General features: G+C 72.1%; 17 protein-coding genes. 11 read left to right on the top strand and 6 right to left on the bottom strand.

Annotated elements, in window-relative coordinates; translation table 11 throughout:
- Window position 1: 1 nt before the first annotated feature.
- A complete protein-coding gene (locus ACFV9Q_RS25675) occupies window positions 2-1,636 on the bottom strand; it encodes an ABC transporter substrate-binding protein (protein WP_377236763.1) in 1,635 nt (544 codons plus the stop codon).
- A 254-nt stretch (window positions 1,637-1,890) separates the two neighbouring features.
- On the opposite strand from ACFV9Q_RS25675, the gene ACFV9Q_RS25670 reads away from it, so the two are divergent.
- Window positions 1,891-2,946 (top strand): NADPH-dependent oxidoreductase, encoded by a 1,056-nt coding sequence (locus ACFV9Q_RS25670; RefSeq protein WP_377236762.1) that lies wholly within the window; start codon window positions 1,891-1,893, stop codon window positions 2,944-2,946.
- A gap of 85 nt (window positions 2,947-3,031) precedes the next feature.
- The gene (locus tag ACFV9Q_RS25665; RefSeq protein WP_377236761.1) at window positions 3,032-4,051 is read left to right on the top strand and encodes an aldo/keto reductase; all 1,020 of its coding nucleotides are present in this window, start codon (window positions 3,032-3,034) and stop codon (window positions 4,049-4,051) included.
- Between the two features lie 430 nt (window positions 4,052-4,481).
- On the opposite strand, the gene ACFV9Q_RS25660 is transcribed toward ACFV9Q_RS25665, so the two are convergent.
- From ACFV9Q_RS25660 to ACFV9Q_RS25640, 5 genes are all read right to left on the bottom strand, one after another.
- Window positions 4,482-5,045 (bottom strand): flavin reductase family protein, encoded by a 564-nt coding sequence (locus ACFV9Q_RS25660; RefSeq protein ID WP_377230765.1) that lies wholly within the window; start codon window positions 5,043-5,045, stop codon window positions 4,482-4,484.
- Complete coding sequence (locus ACFV9Q_RS25655) at window positions 5,042-5,683, bottom strand: NAD(P)H-dependent oxidoreductase (protein ID WP_377236760.1); 642 nt, start codon at window positions 5,681-5,683, stop codon at window positions 5,042-5,044. Before ACFV9Q_RS25655 ends, ACFV9Q_RS25660 begins: the two co-directional genes overlap by 4 nt.
- Window positions 5,684-5,993: 310 nt before the next feature.
- Window positions 5,994-6,959 carry a glycosyl hydrolase family 18 protein gene (locus tag ACFV9Q_RS25650; RefSeq protein ID WP_377236759.1) on the bottom strand — a complete coding sequence of 322 codons (966 nt, stop codon included), beginning with the start codon at window positions 6,957-6,959 and terminating at the stop codon, window positions 5,994-5,996.
- Between the two features lie 225 nt (window positions 6,960-7,184).
- The gene (locus ACFV9Q_RS25645) at window positions 7,185-8,633 is read right to left on the bottom strand and encodes a catalase (protein WP_377236758.1); all 1,449 of its coding nucleotides are present in this window, start codon (window positions 8,631-8,633) and stop codon (window positions 7,185-7,187) included.
- Window positions 8,634-8,707: 74 nt separating this feature from the next.
- On the bottom strand, window positions 8,708-9,169 hold the full coding sequence (locus ACFV9Q_RS25640) for a Fur family transcriptional regulator (protein ID WP_377236757.1): 462 nt from the start codon (window positions 9,167-9,169) through the stop codon (window positions 8,708-8,710).
- 288 nt (window positions 9,170-9,457) lie between these two features.
- Between ACFV9Q_RS25640 and infC the strand changes: the two genes are divergently transcribed.
- The 9 genes from infC to pheT all read left to right on the top strand — a co-directional run bounded on the left by infC (window position 9,458) and on the right by pheT (window position 18,215).
- Window positions 9,458-10,531, top strand: a complete 1,074-nt coding sequence (gene infC / locus ACFV9Q_RS25635; RefSeq protein ID WP_377236756.1) for a translation initiation factor IF-3 — start codon at window positions 9,458-9,460, stop codon at window positions 10,529-10,531.
- 103 nt (window positions 10,532-10,634) lie between these two features.
- On the top strand, window positions 10,635-10,829 hold the full coding sequence (rpmI, locus tag ACFV9Q_RS25630) for a 50S ribosomal protein L35 (RefSeq protein WP_020016628.1): 195 nt from the start codon (window positions 10,635-10,637) through the stop codon (window positions 10,827-10,829).
- A gap of 69 nt (window positions 10,830-10,898) precedes the next feature.
- A complete protein-coding gene (gene rplT, locus ACFV9Q_RS25625; RefSeq protein WP_182614731.1) occupies window positions 10,899-11,282 on the top strand; it encodes a 50S ribosomal protein L20 in 384 nt (127 codons plus the stop codon).
- Between the two features lie 50 nt (window positions 11,283-11,332).
- The gene (locus ACFV9Q_RS25620; RefSeq protein ID WP_377236755.1) at window positions 11,333-12,181 is read left to right on the top strand and encodes a TrmH family RNA methyltransferase; all 849 of its coding nucleotides are present in this window, start codon (window positions 11,333-11,335) and stop codon (window positions 12,179-12,181) included.
- A 44-nt stretch (window positions 12,182-12,225) separates the two neighbouring features.
- On the top strand, window positions 12,226-12,834 hold the full coding sequence (locus tag ACFV9Q_RS25615; RefSeq protein WP_377236754.1) for a VanZ family protein: 609 nt from the start codon (window positions 12,226-12,228) through the stop codon (window positions 12,832-12,834).
- Window positions 12,835-12,913: 79 nt separating this feature from the next.
- Entirely contained in the window at window positions 12,914-13,375 is a 462-nt protein-coding gene (locus ACFV9Q_RS25610; RefSeq protein WP_377236753.1) for a hypothetical protein, read from the top strand.
- Between the two features lie 44 nt (window positions 13,376-13,419).
- A complete protein-coding gene (thpR, locus tag ACFV9Q_RS25605; protein ID WP_377236752.1) occupies window positions 13,420-14,016 on the top strand; it encodes an RNA 2',3'-cyclic phosphodiesterase in 597 nt (198 codons plus the stop codon).
- A gap of 577 nt (window positions 14,017-14,593) precedes the next feature.
- Complete coding sequence (pheS, locus tag ACFV9Q_RS25600; protein WP_377236751.1) at window positions 14,594-15,661, top strand: phenylalanine--tRNA ligase subunit alpha; 1,068 nt, start codon at window positions 14,594-14,596, stop codon at window positions 15,659-15,661.
- Between the two features lies 1 nt (window position 15,662).
- The gene (gene pheT / locus ACFV9Q_RS25595; RefSeq protein WP_377236750.1) at window positions 15,663-18,215 is read left to right on the top strand and encodes a phenylalanine--tRNA ligase subunit beta; all 2,553 of its coding nucleotides are present in this window, start codon (window positions 15,663-15,665) and stop codon (window positions 18,213-18,215) included.
- Window positions 18,216-18,272: the final 57 nt, after the last annotated feature.

The raw sequence follows: 18,272 nt of genomic DNA, 5'->3' as shown, positions 1-18,272 counted from the left end.
CTCACTTCTCCGAGAGCCAGGCGTTGTAGAGGTACTGGTCCAGGCCCACCGGCTGGATGTCGTGCACCGTCGGCTGGAAGGCCCAGATGTCGGTGTCGTTCACGATCGGCAGCACGTAGGCGTCCTCGACCAGGAGCTGGGCGGCCTCGTCGACGATCTTCTGCCGGGCCTCCGGCTCGATCACGGTGTTCTGCTCCTGGAGCAGGTCGTCGAGCCGCTGGCCGGTCTTGTCGTCGTCCGCGATGAACGAGCGGTTCGAGCCCGTCTCCACGCCGTAGTTGGCGCGCAGCACGTCGGGGTCGGGCGTGGAGTGGTACCAGTAGGCGATGTCGTACTCGCCCGAGAGCAGCTTCTCGTTGGCCTCGGCGTCCAGCGGCGGGTCGAGGACCAGCTCGATGCCGAGCTCCTTCCACTGCGCCTGCACCACCTGCTCGGCCGCGCCGTCCCGCGGGAAGCGGAAGGAGAGGCGGTCGCCGTCGGAGTTGACGCGGATGCCGTCCTCACCCGTCTCGGACCAGCCGGCCTCGTCCAAGAGCTGCTTCGACAGCTCCGGGTCGTAGGTGAGGTACTCGCTCTGGTCGGAGTAGAAGGGGTTGGCCTTGCTGAGCGGGCCCGTCGCGGCCTCGTCGTAGCCGCCGGAGACCAGCTTGGTGAACTCCGCGCGGTCGATGCCGTGCTGGAGCGCCTGGCGCACCCGGACGTCCTTCAGGATCTTCGACGAGGTGTTGACCGGCCACTCCGTGCCCGTCGCGGGATTGGTGGTCTCGGTGATGGTCAGGCCGGCGGCCTCGAGCTGGTCCACGTACTTCGCGTTGACCCAGTAGACGAACTGGAGCTCCTCGCCGCCGATGACGGCGCCGTTGCGCACGGAGTCCTCGGGGATGATCTTGTAGACCACCTCGTCGAGGTACGCCGGCCCGCTGCGCCCGAAGTACTCGGGCGCCCAGTCGTAGTCCGCGCGCTTCTTCAGCACGATGCGCTGGTTGGGCGTGTACTCCTCCAGGTAGAACGGGCCGGAGCCGTCCAGGAACTTCTGGCGCTCCTCGACCGGCAGCGCGGCCGTCTTCGCCGACACGATGCCGGCGTGCGCGCGCGACAGGCTCACGAGGAACGCGGCGTTCGGCTTGGCGAACTCCACCTCGACCACGTGCTCGGACGGCGTCCGGATCTCCTTGATGCCCTCGACGATGGTCTTGGCGCTGGAGTGGATGCCGGGGCGGTCGAGGCTCTCGAAGTTCTGCTTGACGACCTCGGACGTGAGCGCGGTGCCGTCGTGGAAGGTCACGTCGTCGCGCAGCGTGAACGTGTAGACGCGGGCGTCCTTCACGGTCCACTCCGTGGCCAGCCAGGGCTCGATCTCCTTGGTCTCCGGGTTGAAGAAGACCAGCGAGTCCGTCAGCGCGCGGGCGACCGTGCGCCACACCTGGTTGACGACGGCGGCGTCGACGCCGTTGGGCTCCGCGGCCAGCCCGATGTTGAGGGTGCCCCCGGGGCGGTCCTCCTCGGGGGCCGGGGCGGACGCGGTGCCGGAGCCGGTGCTGCAGGCGGAGACCACCAGGGACACCAGCACGGCCGCGGTGGCGGCGAGGCGCCACCGTCCAGGCCTCTTCGTGGCGGGCCTTCTCGTCGTGGACACGGTCTTTCTCCTCGGATCGGGAACGTAGGTGACACCGCCCCTTGCAGTGCGGCGGGAATGAGACGGGAAAAAATCCGACGAGTCAACCAATCCGGCAAAGAGTCCATATAGTGGGCGGACGGCGTCCGCAGCCCTGTCACCAGGCGCGACAGTGCCGCGTGACCCCTGTCCGGGGAGTGAGACGGCGAACTGGGGCATTGACGAAGGGCTCGCAACGTGAGTGTCTGGCCTTCCGTCCACCCCACGGAGCACTCATGACAGCCATCGACGCCTTTCTGGTCACCACCCCGACCGAGACAGCTCCCGCACCGTCGGCCCGCCGGCCGGCCCGGATCACCCGCACACCGCGGGCGCACCAGCCCGCTACCCCGCCCGAGATCGCGCGCGACGAAGCGCACGACTCCTCGCGCGACCCCGCCGAGCACCCCGAGTCGCCCGAGCACGCCGGTCGGCTCGCCGCCGCCCGCGTCCAGGTCGCCGCCCGCTACGGCGTGACCCCGCGCCGCGCCGACACCGCGGCCCCGCAGGTCTCCGCGACCGTCGCCGCGGCGGCGGACCTCCCGCGCTCCGTGCTGGACGTCCAGCTCGCGCACCGCTCGGTCCGGCGGTTCCTGCCGGGACCGCTGCCGCCCTCCGTGCTGCCCACCCTGGTGGCGGCCGCACAGTCCGCGCCCACGACGTCGAACCTCCAGCTCTGGAGCGTCGTGGCCGTCACCGACCCGGCGCGCCTGGCCCGCGTGGCCGGCCTGTCCGGCGAGCAGGCGCACGTCCGGGACGCGCCGCTCCTGCTGGTGTGGGTGGCCGACGTCGCCCGCGTCCGCACCCTCGCCGAGCGCCGGAACACGGCCGTGCACGCGACGGGGTACCTGGAGACCACGGTCACCGCGTACCTCGACACGGCGCTCGCCGCCCAGAACGCCATGGTGGCCGCCGAGTCGCTCGGGCTGGGGACCGTCTACCTCGGCGGGGTCCGCGACCGGCCCGAGGAGCTCGCCGCCGAGCTGCGGCTGCCCCGGGGCACCGCGCCGGTGGTGGGTCTCGTCGTCGGGCGCCCCGACCCGGCCCGCCCGGGACGGGTCAAGCCCCGGCTGCCGCAGGCCGTGGTGCTGCACCACGAGACCTACGACACGGCGCGGCAGCTGCGTCCGCTGGCGGCCTACGAGAAACGCATGACCGACTTCTACCGCGAGGAGGGGCTCGACGGCGGCTGGATCGGGCGCGCCCTGAACCGGCTGCGCGGGCCGGGAACCCTGCGCGGGCGGGACCGGCTGCGGTCGGCGCTGACCGCGCTGGGCCTGCCGTCCTGGTGACCGGGCGGCTCGCCCGGGCGTCTCGCCATGCGAGAGCCTGCGGGCGGACCTTGCCGACGGCGGGGCGGGGTGGTCGGCTGCGGGCATGACCACTGCCAGCAGTCCCACCCCGCCCGTCCCCACCCGCACGCTGGGCTCCGGCCCGCACGCCCTGACCGTCTCGGCGGTCGGGTTCGGCGGCATGTCCGTCGCGGACTCGTACGGTCCGGCCGACGCCGCCGAGGCCGAGGCGGTGCTGCTGCGCGCGCTCGACCTCGGCGTCACCCTGATCGACACCGCCGACGTCTACGGCCACGGCCGCAACGAGGAGCTGATCGGCCGGGTGCTGGGGCCGCAGCGCGACCGGATCGTGCTGGCGAGCAAGCTCGGCCTGCCGCCGGCGGGCGGCCACCCCGACGGCCGTCCCGTCGACGGGCGCCCCGAGTACGTGCGCCACGCGGTCGACCGCTCGCTGGCCCGCCTGGGCACCGACCACCTCGACCTCTACTACCTGCACCGGGTGGACCCGCAGGTACCGGTCGAGGAGACGGTCGGCGCGCTGGGCGAGCTCGTGGCGGCGGGCAAGGTCCGGGCGATCGGGCTGTCCGAGGCCGGCGCCGACACCGTGCGCCGCGCCCACGCCGTGCACCCGATCACCGCCGTGCAGAGCGAGTACTCCCTGTGGACCCGCGACCCGGAGGACGCCGTGCTCCCCGTGCTGCGCGAGCTCGGCATCGGGTTCGTGCCGTTCTCCCCGCTGGGCCGCGGCATCCTGACCGGCACCGTCGACTCGACCGACACGCTCGCCGCCGACGACGTGCGCCGCAGCCACGCCCGCTACGCCGGCGAGGCGTTCGAGCACAACCGCGCGCTGGTGCGCTCCCTGGAGTCGCTGGCCGCCGAGCGAGACGTGACCACGGCCCAGCTCGCCCTCGCGTGGCTGCTCGCGCAGGGCGACGACGTGGTGCCGATCCCCGGCACCAAGCGGCTGCGGTACCTGGAGCAGAACGTGGCGGCGGCGTCGCTCGCCCTGTCGGCGGACGACGTCGCGGCGATCGGCGCCGTCATCCCGCGCGACGCCGTCCAGGGCGTCCGCCACCCCCGCCCGGACCTCCTGGAGGCGTGAGCGGCCGGCCGGCTACCCAGCCATTGGGCCCGGAATCGACCCGGATGCGGGCCAGATGGCTGGATTGCGGACTCTCATGTTCTACCCAGCCATTGGGCCCGAAACGTGGCGGGATCCGGGCCCAATGACTGGGTAGGCAGATGCTCCCCGTCTACCCAGTCATCTGGCCCGGATTCGACCCGGATACGGGCCAGATCGCTGGGTTGCGGACTGTCATGTTCTACCCAGTCATTCGGCCCGAAACAGGGGTGAGCTGCGGGCCCAATCGCTGGGTACGCACCAGCACCGCCAACCCAGTCATTGGGCCCGGATTGGCACCGGGTGCGGGCCCAATGACTGGGTAGGCGACTACAACGTTCCACCCAGTCATTGGGCCCGAAACGCGGCGAGATTCGGGCCCAATGACTGGGTAGCGTCCGGCCGGCGGCGGTCAGATCGTCGTGTCGTCGCCGATGCGGTGGTACGCCCGGTTCTTGTACACCAGGGGAGACGCGGCGGGCTCCCCGCCGTCCTCGGTGAGGCTGGACGCCAGCGCGCGCAGCGAGACGAGGTAGCTGTCGCCGATCGGGGTGCGCTGCACCACGCGCGCCCGGAACCAGGACACGGCGCCGTCGATGACCGGTTCGCCCGTGGGCAGCGGCGTCCAGCCGCCGTCGGCGAACCGGTCGATGCCGCTCGTGGCGAAGCGGGCGGAGACGTCGTCCTGGTGGTCGGCGAGGAAGCTCACCGCGAGGGTGCTCGCCTCGGAGATCGCGGGCCACGACGACGAGGTCGAGGCGAGCGAGAACGCGAGCAGCGGGGGAGCCGCGGAGACCGAGATGACGGACGTGGCCGTGAACCCGACGGGCCGGTCCTCGTGCAGCAGCGCGACGACGGCGACGCCGGCGGGGTGGTTGCGGAAGACCGTCTTGAACTCGTCGGGGCTGAGCTGGGGCTCGTCCTGCTGTGCCAAGAGCTCCTCCAGGGCGGACAGGTCGATGTTCTCGGCGGTCATCGCGCGACCTCCTCGACACCAGCGGCGGCACCGGCACCAGCACGGGCACCAGCACCAGCACTGACACCGGCCGGAACCCGGGCCGGGACGACGACGCCGGGGCCCGTCGCCCGCCGCAGCGACTCGCCCGCCCGGCTCAGCCAGGCCTCGATCACGGCGTCGAGGTCGGCGAGCTGGCTCTCCGTGACGGTCAGCGAGCGGGCCGGCACCACGGCGCCCAGCTCGACGAGCACGGGCCGCAGGTGCACCTCCCCGGCCAGCGCGTGCGCGGGGTTGCCGGAGACCACGAGCGGCACGGCGACCACGCCGGCCAGGCCGTCGTTGCCGTACAGGTCGAGGAAGGACTTGAGCAGGCCGGTGTAGGCCGCCTTGTAGACGGGTGTGGCGATCACGGCGACGGTGGCGCCGGCGAGGCGCTCCTTCGCGGCGTCGGCCTCGGGGTGCTCGGCGGCGAGGACCTGGTCGGCGAACGTGGCCAGGTCGATCGTCGTGACGTCGTCGATGCCGAGGTGCACGGCGATCCGGTGCGCCGCCGCCTCGGCGGCGCGCAGGGTGCGCGACCCGGGACGGGGGTTCCCGGAGACGACGACGACGGTGGGTGCGGGCGGGGTGGCGGTCGGTGCGGTTGATGAGGTCATGGGAGGGCTCCTCGCAACGTGTTGAGCTCGGTGGTCGCGCGGTGGGCGGTTGACCGTGAGGGAGGTATAGGCGGCGAATCGGAAGATGACCAGGAGGAGACCCGGACTTCTCACTATCCGGACCCCGACCTGGACGGAGCGCCGGCCGAAGGCGCGCGCCGGCCCGTTCCCATGACGGTGGAACTCGCCCTGCCGGTCGTCGATTCCCACGGCGCCCGCGCCCCGGGACTGACCCGAACGGTCGGCAAAACGTCAGGTGGTCGGCAGCTCGAGCTGCCGACCACCTGACGTCCTACCGATCACCTGACGGCTACCGACCACCCACCACGTCCGCCACGTGCGAGAACCACGTCTCGCGGCCGCCGCCGTCGTGGCCCACCGAGTTGAAGTACTCCCAGCCGAAGACGCCGCCGAAGTCCGGGTGCCGGTCCACCAGGGTGCCGACCGTGGCGTCGAAGGTGGACCAGTCCACGTACCCGCTGCAGTTGCCGGGGTTGGTGACGGTGCCTGCCACGACGCGGCCCGGCGTGAACCCGTTGGCGAGGATCTGGTCGTAGACCGTGGTGGTGCGCAGGTCGCCCCAGCCGCAGTAGAACTGCGTGTTGTACCAGTCGATCCGGTCGCCGGCCTGGCGCTCCAGCTCGGCGTAGGAGAAGCCGCCGGAGAAGCTCGTCCGGCCGGCCATGTCGGTCGCCACCGGCGTCAGGGTCACGATGAAGTCCGGGCCGAAGTCGGCGCGCAGCGCGTCGACCAGGTGGACCGTGTCCGCCAGGGAGAACGTCTCCTCGATGTCGAGGTCCACGCCGTCCAGGCCGTAGGCGCGCAGGAAGTCGCGCAGCACCGGGTAGAACCGGTCGAAGTCCTCGCGCAGGTAGCGGTAGGTGCCCGGCGCGGCCCCGCCGAGGAACGCGCTGACCTTGACGCCCTGGTCCTGCATGGTGGCCAGGTCGTCCCACATGACGCCGAGCTCGGCGTGGTCGGCCGGGATGTCGTTGACCGTCAGCGAGGCGTCGGCGTTCAGGTGGATCGCGCCGACGTTCACGTCGGTGACCGAGCCGAGCAGCGGCTTGGGGTCCACGTAGCGGCGCACGCCGTCCGAGCCGGTCTCGTAGATCGTCTGGTAGAAGGCGATGACGCGGTGGTCGGCATCGGCGGCCGACGCCGGCTCCTGGGCTGGTTCGGGCTCCAGGGCGGTGGCCGCGGGGCCCGCCGCGGCGGTCAGTACCAGCAGGCCGGCCGTCAGCGCGGCGCCGAGTCGGACGAGCGAACGGGACATCGGTGGCTCCCTCTCTCCAGGCGGTCTCGTGCCGGTGCTCCGCCGAAGCGCGGCCGAGCATCCCTGGGACCGTAGGCGGCGCCTTCGCCGTCGGACAAGGAGGGCGGCCGGACCGTGGGGATATCCCTCATGCCGCGCGCTGAACGTCACTCGACGAGCGGCCCCGGGGGACGGCCGAGGGCGGGCTCCCCGACGGGAGCCCGGCCTCGGTCGTGTGCCGCTGGATCAGGCCGCGACGGCGGCGCGGAGCTTGGCGCCCAGCTCCTCGTCGACGTTCGTCCAGTACTGGAAGAAACGCTCACGGATCTCGGCGATCGTGATGGACTGGCCCTGGCCGGTCAGCGTCTCCAGCAGACGGGCCTTGGCGCCGTCGTCGTAGACCTCGCGGTAGAGCGTGCCCGGCTGGACGAAGTCGCCGTCCTCGCTGTGCAGCGTGGCCGCGGTGCGCACCAGCTCGCCGTCCGACTCCCAGGAGCCGTCGTGCCCGCGGGCCGGGTCGGCGACGGGGCCGCCGAACGAGTTCGGCGCGTAGTTGGGCGTGCCCACCTCGTTGAAGTGGTGGCGCTGCGAGCCGTCCTGCGAGTAGTTGTGCACCGGCGCGGCGTGCGGCTGGTTGACCGGCACCGACTGGTAGTTGGTGCCCACGCGGTAGCGCTGCGCGTCCGGGTAGGAGAACACGCGGGCCATCAGCATCTTGTCGGGCGAGATGTCGGTGCCCGGGACCTGGTTGGCCGGGGACAGCGCGATCTGCTCGATCTCCGCGAAGTGGTTCTTCGGGTTCCGGTTCAGCGTGAAGTGGCCGAAGTGGATCAGCGGGTAGTCCGCGTGCGGCCAGACCTTCGTCAGGTCGAACGGGTTGAACCGGTACGTCTTCGCGTCGTCGTACGGCATGACCTGGACCTTGATGTCCCAGACCGGGTTGTCGCCGCGCTCGATCGCCTCGTACAGGTCGCGGCGGTAGTAGTCGGCGTCCGCACCGGCGATCTTCTCGCCCTCCTCGCCGCTCAGGAACTTGACGCCCTGGCGGGAGATGAAGTGGTACTTGACCCAGAACTTCTCGCCCGCGGCGTTGGTCCACAGGTAGGTGTGCGAGCCGTAGCCGTTCAGCTCGCGCCACGAGGCCGGCAGGCCGCGGTCGCCCATGAGGTAGGTGACCTGGTGGGCCGACTCCGGCGACAGGGTCCAGAAGTCCCACTGCATGTCGGCGTCGCGCAGGCCCGACCACGGCAGGCGCTTCTGCGAGTGGATGAAGTCCGGGAACTTGATCGCGTCGCGGATGAAGAACACCGGCGTGTTGTTGCCGACGATGTCGAGGTTGCCCTCGGTCGTGTAGAAGCGCAGGGCGAAGCCGCGCACGTCGCGCCAGGTGTCGGGGGAGCCCATCTCGCCGGCGACGGACGAGAAGCGCAGGGCCACCTCGCCCTTCGCGCCCGGCTGGAAGGCCGCCGCACGCGTGTACTGCGACACGTCACCGGTGATCTCCCACTCACCGAAGGCGCCGCCGCCCTTGGCGTGCACGATGCGCTCCGGGATGCGCTCGCGGTTGAACTGGGCGAGCTTCTCGACCAGGTAGCGGTCGTGGAGGACCGTGGCGCCGTCGGCGCCGACGGTCAGCGAGTGCGCGTCACTGGCGACCGGCGTACCGGTCTGCGTGGTGGTGTAGGGAGTAGTCATTCAGACGTGCCTTCCTCTGCTGCTGCTTGCGGGGGTTCTTGCGGGGTTCCAGCGGGGCTGGAAGGTCTGTGGGGTCAGGGCTGCGTCGCGGGGCCGACGGCGGAGTCCTTGCCGCGGCAGTCGGGACACAGGCCCCAGTACGTCACCTCGGCGGTCTCGACCACGAAGCCGTGGTCGTCGCTCGGGGTGAGGCAGGGCGCGTGGCCCACCGTGCAGTCCACGTCGCCGATGGCGCCGCACGAGCGGCAGACGATGTGGTGGTGGTTGTCGCCGGTGCGGCGCTCGTAGCGGGCGGGATGCCCTGCGGGCTCGATGCGGCGCAGGAGCCCGGCGCCGGTCAGCGCGTGCAGGAGGTCGTAGACCGCCTGCACGGAGACGGTGCCGAGCTCGGAGCGGACCGAGCCCAGGACGGCGTCCGCCGTGGCGTGCTGGTTCTCGCCCACCGCGCGCAACGCCGCCACGCGGGCGGCGGTCACGCGCAGGCCGGCACCCCGGAGGAGCTCCTCGGGCGACGCGGCGGGGGCGGTGGACGTCATGACCAGCAGCCTAGGCCCTAAACTGGAATCATTCCAGTTGAGCCGGGCAACAGGTTTCGCCCGCCGGAACGAGGGCGGCCCACCTCACACCCTGCCGCGTGGCGGGTGCTCTCTTCCTCCTGGTATCGTTGAGGGACGACCGACCCGGTGTGAGCCGGGTGCGCAAAGTGGATTCCATCCCACCCGAGTCACGACAGTGCACCGCAAGGTGCCGACAGAGTCCGGGTCCTTGGTCGGGTACGAAGGTCCGGCGTTGCTGTTGCCGGGCCGGCGTGTCCTTTCCTCGTGATGGCCTCCACCTGTGTTCAGGGCGGGGGCCATTTCCCGTTCCTGGTGGTCCATCAACGACTTCTTAGGAGCATCACCATCACCGAGCCTCGCATCAACGACCGGATCCGTGTCCCCGAGGTCCGACTCATCGGTCCTGGCGGGGAGCAGGTCGGCGTGGTTGCCACGGCGGTCGCCCTGAAGCTCGCCCAGGACGCTGACCTCGACCTCGTCGAGGTCGCGCCGGACGCCCGCCCGCCCGTCGCCAAGCTCATGGACTTCGGCAAGTTCAAGTACGAGTCCGACATGAAGGCGCGAGAGGCCCGGCGCAACCAGGCGAACACGGTCCTCAAGGAGATCCGTTTCCGCCTCAAGATCGACCCGCACGACTACGGCACCAAGAAGGGCCACGTCGAGCGGTTCCTCTCGGCCGGCGACAAGGTCAAGGTCATGATCATGTTCCGCGGCCGCGAGCAGTCGCGCCCGGAGATGGGTCGTCGCCTGCTGGAGCGCCTGGCGGAGGATGTCGCCGATCTCGGTTTCGTCGAGTCCATGCCCAAGCAGGACGGCCGCAACATGACCATGGTCCTCGGGCCGGTCAAGAAGAAGGCGGACGCCAAGGTCGAGCAGCGCAAGCGCGCTACCGAGATCAATGCGGGCCGGATGACCAAGTCGGAGGCCAAGGCGCAGGCGCGTGCGGTCGACGAGCCCGACGCGGACCTGGTCGAGGACCAGCTCGCCGAGGACCAGGTCGACGAGACGGTCGAGACCGTGGTCGAGGAGCCCGCGGTCGCGGCTGCTCCGGAGCCCGTCGAGGCGCCGGTCGCGGAGCCCGAGCCGGTCGTCGAGCCCGAGCCCGTCGTCGAGCCTGAGCCCGTCGCCGTGGCCGAGCCCGAGCCGGTCGTCGAGCCCGAGCCTGCTGCCGAGGCGCCTGCTCCTGCAGCGCCGAAGCCGGCCGTCAAGCCTGCGGCAAAGGCTGCCTCCAAGCCGGCAGCGAAGCCCGCCGCCAAGGCAGCTCCGAAGCCGACCCCGGCCCCCAAGCCGGTGCCGAAGCCCGTGGCTCCCAAGCCGCGTGCGCCGCGCAAGGCCGGCTGAGGACGAGGTCCCCAAGACCACCACGACACCGGGCCGGCTGACCGGCCCAGGTACACGTCGCCGTTCCAGCAACGGTCGACCGACATGAGGAGAGACGGCAGTCATGCCGAAGAACAAGACGCACTCCGGCTCCAAGAAGCGGTTCCGGGTCACGGGTAGCGGCAAGGTCATGCGCGAGCAGACCAACGCCCGCCACTACCTCGAGCACAAGTCCAGCCGTCGTACGCGTCGTCTGGCCGTGGACCAGGTCGTCGCGCCTGCCGACGTCAAGAAGATCAAGAAGCTGCTCGGTAAGTGACCCCCGTGGCGCGCGCCTGACGCGCGCCGCCCGGAACCCTTCCAGCCCCGAAGTAACAAGGAGTCTCACGTGGCACGCGTGAAGCGGGCAGTAAATGCCCAGAAGAAGCGCCGTACGACCCTCGAGCGCGCCGCCGGTTACCGCGGCCAGCGCTCGCGCCTCTACCGGAAGGCGAAGGAGCAGGTCACCCACTCGCTCGTCTACGCCTACCGTGACCGGAAGGCGCGCAAGGGCGACTTCCGCAAGCTGTGGATCCAGCGCATCAACGCTGCGTCCCGCGCGGAGGGCCTGACCTACAACCGCCTCATCCAGGGCCTCAAGGCCGCTGGTGTCGAGGTCGACCGCCGCATGCTCGCCGAGCTCGCGGTCAACGACGTGGCCGCGTTCAACGCCATCGTCAAGGTCGCCAAGGACGCGCTGCCGGCGGACGTCAACGCCCCGGCCGCTGCCTGAGGTTGAGCATCTCACCGGACGCCCGGACAGTGTCCTCCTCGGAGGCATCCGTGCCGCTTGACGTGACGCTCGCGAATCCGCGAGCCGACCGGGTCAAGCAGGTGCGGTCACTGTCCGGGCGTTCGGCGCGCTCCCGGCACGGTCTGTACCTGGTCGAGGGCCCCCAGGGGGTCCGCGAGGTCGTCCGGCACGCCGCCTCGTCGGTGCGGGACGTCTACCTGACGCCGTCGGCCGCCTCGCGCTACACCGAGATCGTCGGCGACGCGCGTGCGGCCGGGGTGTTCCTGCACGTCGGCACTCCGGAGGTGCTCGACGGGATGAGCGCGGACGCCCAGGGTGTGCTCGCCGTCGTCCGCACCACCGCGCCCTCGCTGCGCGAGGCGCTCGACGCCAGGGACCCGGAGCGCGCCGGCCGACCGCTCCTGGTCGCGGTGCTGGCCACCGTTCGCGACCCCGGGAACGCCGGCACCGTGATCCGCGCCGCGGACGCCGCCGGTGCCGACCTCGTGGTGCTCGCGGGGGAGAGCGTGGACGTGCACAACCCCAAGGTGGTGCGCTCCACCGCGGGGTCGCTGTTCCACCTGCCCGTGGTGACGGGCCTGCCGCTCGACACCGCGCTGGCGGAGCTGCGCGCCGCAGGGTGCCAGGTCCTTGCTGCTGACGGCACCGGCCCGTTCGACCTGGACGACCTGCTCGACGACGCCGGCAGCGGTACCGCCCCGGACCTCGCCGGACCCACGGCCTGGGTGTTCGGCAACGAGGCCTGGGGCCTGCCGGAGGCCGACCGGGCCCTGGCCGACGCCGTGGTGCGCGTGCCGATCCGTGGCCGGGCGGAGTCGCTCAACCTGGCGACCGCTGCGACGGTCTGCCTGTACGCGAGCGGCAGGGCGCAGCGCTGAGGCTGCCCGACGCCGCCGCCGACGTCTGGGGCGCGTGGGGCCACGTGCTGCGGCCCGCCGCCCTGGCGCTGGTCGTCGCCGTCCTGGCGATCCGGCTGCTCGTGCGGGTCCGACGCCTGCGGGGCGTCCCGCACGCCCGCGCCTGGCGGCACTCCGTCGCCGAGGTCGGGATGGTCGTGGGCACGGCGCCGTGGGTGTGGATGATCCTCACGCCCCGGCCCGGTGAGCGCGGCCTCTCGCTCGTCCCGTTGCAGGACCTCGCCGACCAGCTCTCGGGGCCGGTCCCCGCGGCAGTGGTCCAGGTGGGTGGGAACCTGCTGGTCCTCGCCGCGCTCGGCTTCTTCCTGCCGGTGCGGTTCCGGCTCGTTCCGGGACACAGCGGGCGCGCCGGTTCGCGCGAGCGCGTCGCGCCTGGGGCCGGGCCTGGGTCTGGGTCTGGGCCTGGGCCTGGGTCGCGGACCGTGCTGGTGCTCGCCCCGGTCGCCGTCGTGCTCCTCGGGGTGGCCGTGACCGTGGAGGTGCTCCAGTACGTGCTGCGGCTCGGTCGGGTAACCTCCGTGGACGACGTGCTGGTGAACGTCGCGGGCGGCCTGATCGCGGCGCTGTGCTCCCGCCGGTGGTGGGCGGACCGTGCGCCGCTCGGCGGGCACTGAGGACGCCCGAGCGGGTGACTCTTGCGTCCTGGCGTATCGCGTCGCGACGCGGTCACCTACCGTGGGGCAGATGAGGTACATGCCTGATCTGAACCGCATCAGCGAGGCACTGACCGGAGCGTTCGGCGTGCGGCAGGTGTACGGAGAGCCGATCGAGCGCGACGGGACCCTCGTGATCCCGGCCGCCCGCGTGGCGACCGGCGGAGGCTCGGGTGGCGGAGGCGGCAGCGAGCCGGGCGGCCACCACGGCACGTCCGGCGACGCCACGGCCGGCGGCGCCGAGGGCGAGGCCGCACCGGCCACCGATGCCGACGTCGACGCGGAGGGCAAAGCGGGCGCCATTGGCGAGGGTGGCGGCGGCGGGTTCGGCTTCGGCCGGCGCGCCGAGCCGGCGGGCGCCATCGTCGTGGACGACCAGGGCGTGCGCTGGGTGCCCGCGGTCGACGTGAACCGGATCGTCCTCGGGGGCCAGATCGCGTTCGTGCTCGCGGCCGTCGTGGTTGCGTGGGCCGTCACGCGCCGCCGCCGTCGTCGTCGGTGAGAAATGGGCTCCCCGCAGCGGGGGCCCGCCCCTAGGATCGTCAGGTGCGGTTGTTCACGGCGGTCATCCCGCCCCAGAGCGTCCTTGACCACCTCGGGCTCGCGATCGATGGCGTACCTGCCTCTCCGCGGTGGGTGCCCCGCGAGAGCCTCCACATCACGCTCGCCTTCTACGCGGACCTCCCGGAGGGGACGGTTCCTGAGCTGCGCGACGACCTGTCCGACGTCGCGCGCAAGCACGGTCCCGTCGACCTGCGGCTGCGCGGTGCCGGGTCGTTCGGGGCGCGGGTCCTGTGGATCGGCGTCGACGGCGGCACCGAGGCTTTGAAGGACCTGGCCACCGACTGCCTGGCGGCGTCCCCGCGCGAGGTGCCCGACGACGTGAAACCGCACCGGGCACACGTCACCGTGGCGCGCGCCCGCGCCGGGCAGGTGAAGCCGCCACGCGGCCGGGACCGCTGGGGCAAGCGGGCAGGAGCCGAGCCGCGGTCGGCGCTGGAGCCCGCTGCCCAGGCGCTCTCCGTGTATGCCGGGCCGGCGTGGACCGCCGACTCGTTCGCGCTCGTCGAGTCCCACCCGGGGGAGGGTCCTCAGGGCGGTCCGCGGTACGAGGTCGTGGAGACCTGGGCGCTCGAGGGCTGACCGGCCCCGGGCGGGTCGGGTGCCGTCTCCACGGCCGGGACCAGGGCCGCCCCGGCCGTGGAGATATGGCTGTTCGAGGTGCCGTCGCTCGGTGAACCGGACGCGCCAGGGAAGAGGCCGTGGCAACGGCCGGCGCGTCCCGTTCATCCTGTACTCGCACTCGAACATGTGTTCCACACTAACGCACTGTTTCGCGATGCGCCACCGATCAGGGTCAAGAACGTTCCGACCTGGTGATCCGAGAGCAAACGCCCTAAACGGGCAGGTTGGCTCGTGCTGTGGTGCGAGGCTATGCCCACCCGCCGACACGATGAAAAAGTGTGCCAAGCAAGCGAACCGTGGCGCCCCGAATCGCGTTGCCGGGTCGCGGCGCGGCATGGAATGATGGCGCCATGCAGCTGCTGACCCGCCGATTTATGCGGCCCGCCATGGGCCGTGCGGCGAGCGCTGCGCGCGGGCACTGAGCTGCCCTGTGGACAACGCGTCCTGAGCCCTGGCGGGCACCTAGACTTCAGATGCCGGCGCGGGTCCCCACGCAGGGACCGGGCCGGCTCCCGAACCCGCCAGGAAGGCAAGCATGTCCACGCCCGATGAGAAGGCACCCATCGATCCGCTCGACGAGGCGGCACTCGACGCCGCGGTCAAGACCGCTCTCGACGACATCGCGAAGGCCGGCGACCTCGACGCGCTGAAGGCCGTCCGGACGCAGCACACGGGGGACCGCAGTGCCCTGGCCCTCGCCAACCGGGGGATCGGCGCACTGCCGGGACCCGACAAGGCGAAGGCCGGCAAGCTCGTGGGCCCGCGTCGCGGCCGGATCAACCAGGCGATCGCCGCCCGGCAGTCGGAGCTCGAGGCCGAGCGCGACGCACACGTGCTGCTGGAGGAGACGGTCGACGTCACCCTTCCGGTGCGGCGTGCGACGACCGGCGCCCGGCACCCGATCGAGCTGGTCCAGGAGCGTATCGCCGACTTCTTCGTGGGCCTCGGCTGGGAGATCGCCGACGGCCCCGAGGTCGAGGCCGAGTGGTTCAACTTCGACGCCCTGAACTTCGGCCCGGACCACCCGGCCCGCCAGATGCAGGACACGTTCTACGTGGCGGGGCCCGACGGCGCCGACTCGAACCTCGTGCTGCGCACGCACACCTCACCGGTCCAGGCGCGCTCCCTGCTGGAGCGCGGTGTGCCCCTGTACATCGCGTGCCCCGGCAAGACGTTCCGCACGGATGCGCTGGACCAGACCCACACGCCGGTGTTCCACCAGGTCGAGGGTCTTGCGGTCGACAAGGGGCTCACCATGGCCAACCTCGTGGGCACCCTGGACGCGTTCGCCCGGGCGATGTTCGGGCCGGAGGCCAGGACGCGCCTGCGCCCTGCGTTCTTCCCGTTCACCGAACCGTCCGCCGAGATGGACCTGTGGTTCCCGCAGAAGAAGGGCGGCGCGGGCTGGATCGAGTGGGGCGGCTGCGGCATGGTCAACCCGAACGTGCTGCGCGCCGCCGGCGTGGACCCGGACGAGTACACGGGTTTCGCGTTCGGCATGGGCATCGAGCGCACGCTCATGCTGCGTCACTCGATCGCGGACATGCACGACATCGTGGAGGGCGACGTGCGCTTCTCCACCCAGTTCGGGACGGAGATCTGAAGTGCCCCTCATCGTGAAGGACTGGCTCGCGGACCACGTCGAGCTGCCCGCGGACCTGACCGCCGAGCAGCTCGCGGCCGACCTGGTGAAGGTCGGCCTGGAGGAAGAGGCGATCCACGGCGCGGCCGTGACCGGCCCCCTGGTGGTGGGTCGCGTCCTCGAGATGACCCCCGAGCCGCAGAAGAACGGCAAGACGATCAACTGGTGCCGGGTCGACGTCGGACCCGAGCACAACGACGAGGAGGGCGCGCGCGGCATCGTCTGCGGCGCGCACAACTTCGGCGTGGGCGACTACGTCGCGGTCTCGCTGCCCGGCACGGTGCTGCCCGGCCCGTTCCCGATCGCCGCCCGCAAGACCTACGGGCACGTGTCCGACGGCATGATCTGCTCGGTCCGGGAGCTCGGCATCGGCGAGGACCACGACGGCATCCTCGTGCTGACGCGGCACGGGTTCGCCGAGGAGGACCTCACCCCGGGCCAGAGCGCGATCGCGCTCCTCGGCCTCGGGGAGGAGGTCCTCGAGATCAACGTGACCCCCGACCGCGGCTACGCGTTCAGCTACCGCGGCGTGGCCCGCGAGTACGCCCACTCCACGGGTGCCAAGTTCACCGACCACGGCCTGGCCACGGGTGCCGAGCCCGCGGCCACCCCGGACGGGTTCGAGGTTCGGGTACAGGACGACGCGCCGATCAACGGCGTCGTGGGCTGCGACCGCTTCGTGACGCGCATCGTGCGGGGCATCGACCCGTCCGCGCCCACGCCCGCCTGGATGAAGCACCGCCTCGAGGGCTCCGGCATGCGGTCCATCTCCCTGGCGGTCGACATCACGAACTACGTGATGCTCGACCTCGGGCAGCCGCTGCACGCCTACGACCTGGCCCAGGTCTCGGCGCCGATCGTGGTCCGCCGGGCGAACGCCGGCGAGCGCCTGACCACGCTCGACGACGTCGACCGGGCCCTGGACACCGAGGACCTGCTGATCACCGACTCGCCCGACGGCGCGGGCAGCCGCGTGCTCGGCCTGGCCGGCGTCATGGGCGGAGCGTCGTCCGAGGTCAGCGCGACCACCACCGACGTGCTCGTCGAGGCGGCGCACTTCGACCAGATCACGGTCGCCCGCACCGCCCGCCGGCACAAGCTCCCGAGCGAGGCCGCCAAGCGCTTCGAGCGCGGTGTGGACCCCCTGCTGCCCGCCGTCGCGGCACAGCGCGTGGTCGACCTGCTGGTCGAGCTCAGCGGCGGCACGGCCGACGCCGCGGTGAGCGACCTCGACGAGACCGGGACGCCCGCTCCGATCGCGCTCAAGGTCACCGAGCCCACCCGGCTCTCGGGCGTCGAGTACACGCCGGAGCAGGTGCGCACCACGCTGGAGGAGATCGGCGCCACCGTCGAGGCAGCCGGGGAGGGCGTGCTCACGGTCACGCCGCCGTCCTGGCGGCCCGACCTGACCGAGCCCGCCGACCTGGTCGAGGAGGTCGTGCGCATCCAGGGCTACGGCGAGATCCCGTCGGTGCTCCCGGCAGCCACGGGTGGCCGCGGGCTCACCGCCGAGCAGCGCACGCGCCGCTCGGTCGCGCGCGCCCTGGCCGAGGCCGGGTTCGTCGAGACCCTCAGCTACCCGTTCGTGGGCACGCCCGAGTACGACGCCCTCGGCCTGCCGGCCGACGACCAGCGTCGTGTCTCGCTCCGCCTCGCCAACCCGATGGCGGACGACAAGCCGCTGATGCGGTCCAACCTGCTGGTCACGCTGCTGGAGACCGTGCGGCGCAACGTGTCGCGCGGGCTCACCGACCTCGCGGTCTACGAGATCGGGCTGGTCACCACCCCGGCGGAGGGCGCCCCCGTGGCGCCGGCGCTGCCCGGCGGTGTGCGGCCCAGCGACGAGCAGCTCGCGGCCCTCGCGGCGGCGGTCCCCGACCAGCCGCGCCGGGTCGCGGGTGTGCTGACCGGCAAGCGCGAGCTCGTCGGCTGGTGGGGCCCGGGTCGTGCCGCCGGCTGGGAGGACGCCCTGGAAGCGGCGCGCCTCGTGGCCGAGCGCGCGGGGGTCGACGTCGTCGTCTCCGGCGATCCCGACCGGATGCCCTGGCACCCGGGGCGTTGCGCGCGGCTCGAGCTCGCGGACGGGACGCTCGTCGGTCACGCCGGTGAGCTGCACCCCAAGGTCGTCGAGGCGCTGGGGCTCCCCGCGCGGGCGGCGGCGTTCGAGGTGGACCTGACGGTCCTGGTCGGCGCGGCGTCGGGCGAGCCCGTCGTCGCCCGGCCGGTGTCGGCATTCCCCGCGGCCAAGGAGGACTTCGCCTTCGTGGTCGACGGCGGCGTGCCCGCCGAGGCCGTGCGGTCGGCGATCGTGGCCGGGGCCGGCGACCTCCTGGAAGACATCGCCCTGTTCGACGTCTTCACCGGGGAGCAGGTGGGCGAGGGCAAGAAGTCGCTCGCGTACTCGCTGCGTCTGCGTGCGGCGGACCGGACGCTGTCCGCGAAGGAGGTCCGCGCGGTGCGCGACGCCGTCGTGGAGTCGGCGTCGGCCGAGGTCGGCGCGGTGCTGCGTGGCTGACGCGTCGGGGGGGGGGGGGGCCCGTGGTGGGGGGCCGATCGGGCCTTGGTCTGACAT

It is taken from the genome of Promicromonospora sp. NPDC059942, from assembly GCF_042731755.1.
In the GTDB taxonomy this organism is placed as follows: domain Bacteria; phylum Actinomycetota; class Actinomycetes; order Actinomycetales; family Cellulomonadaceae; genus Promicromonospora.
The sequence above is the reverse complement of the archived record's forward strand: the minus strand, read 5'-3'. Positions and strand labels throughout refer to the sequence as shown.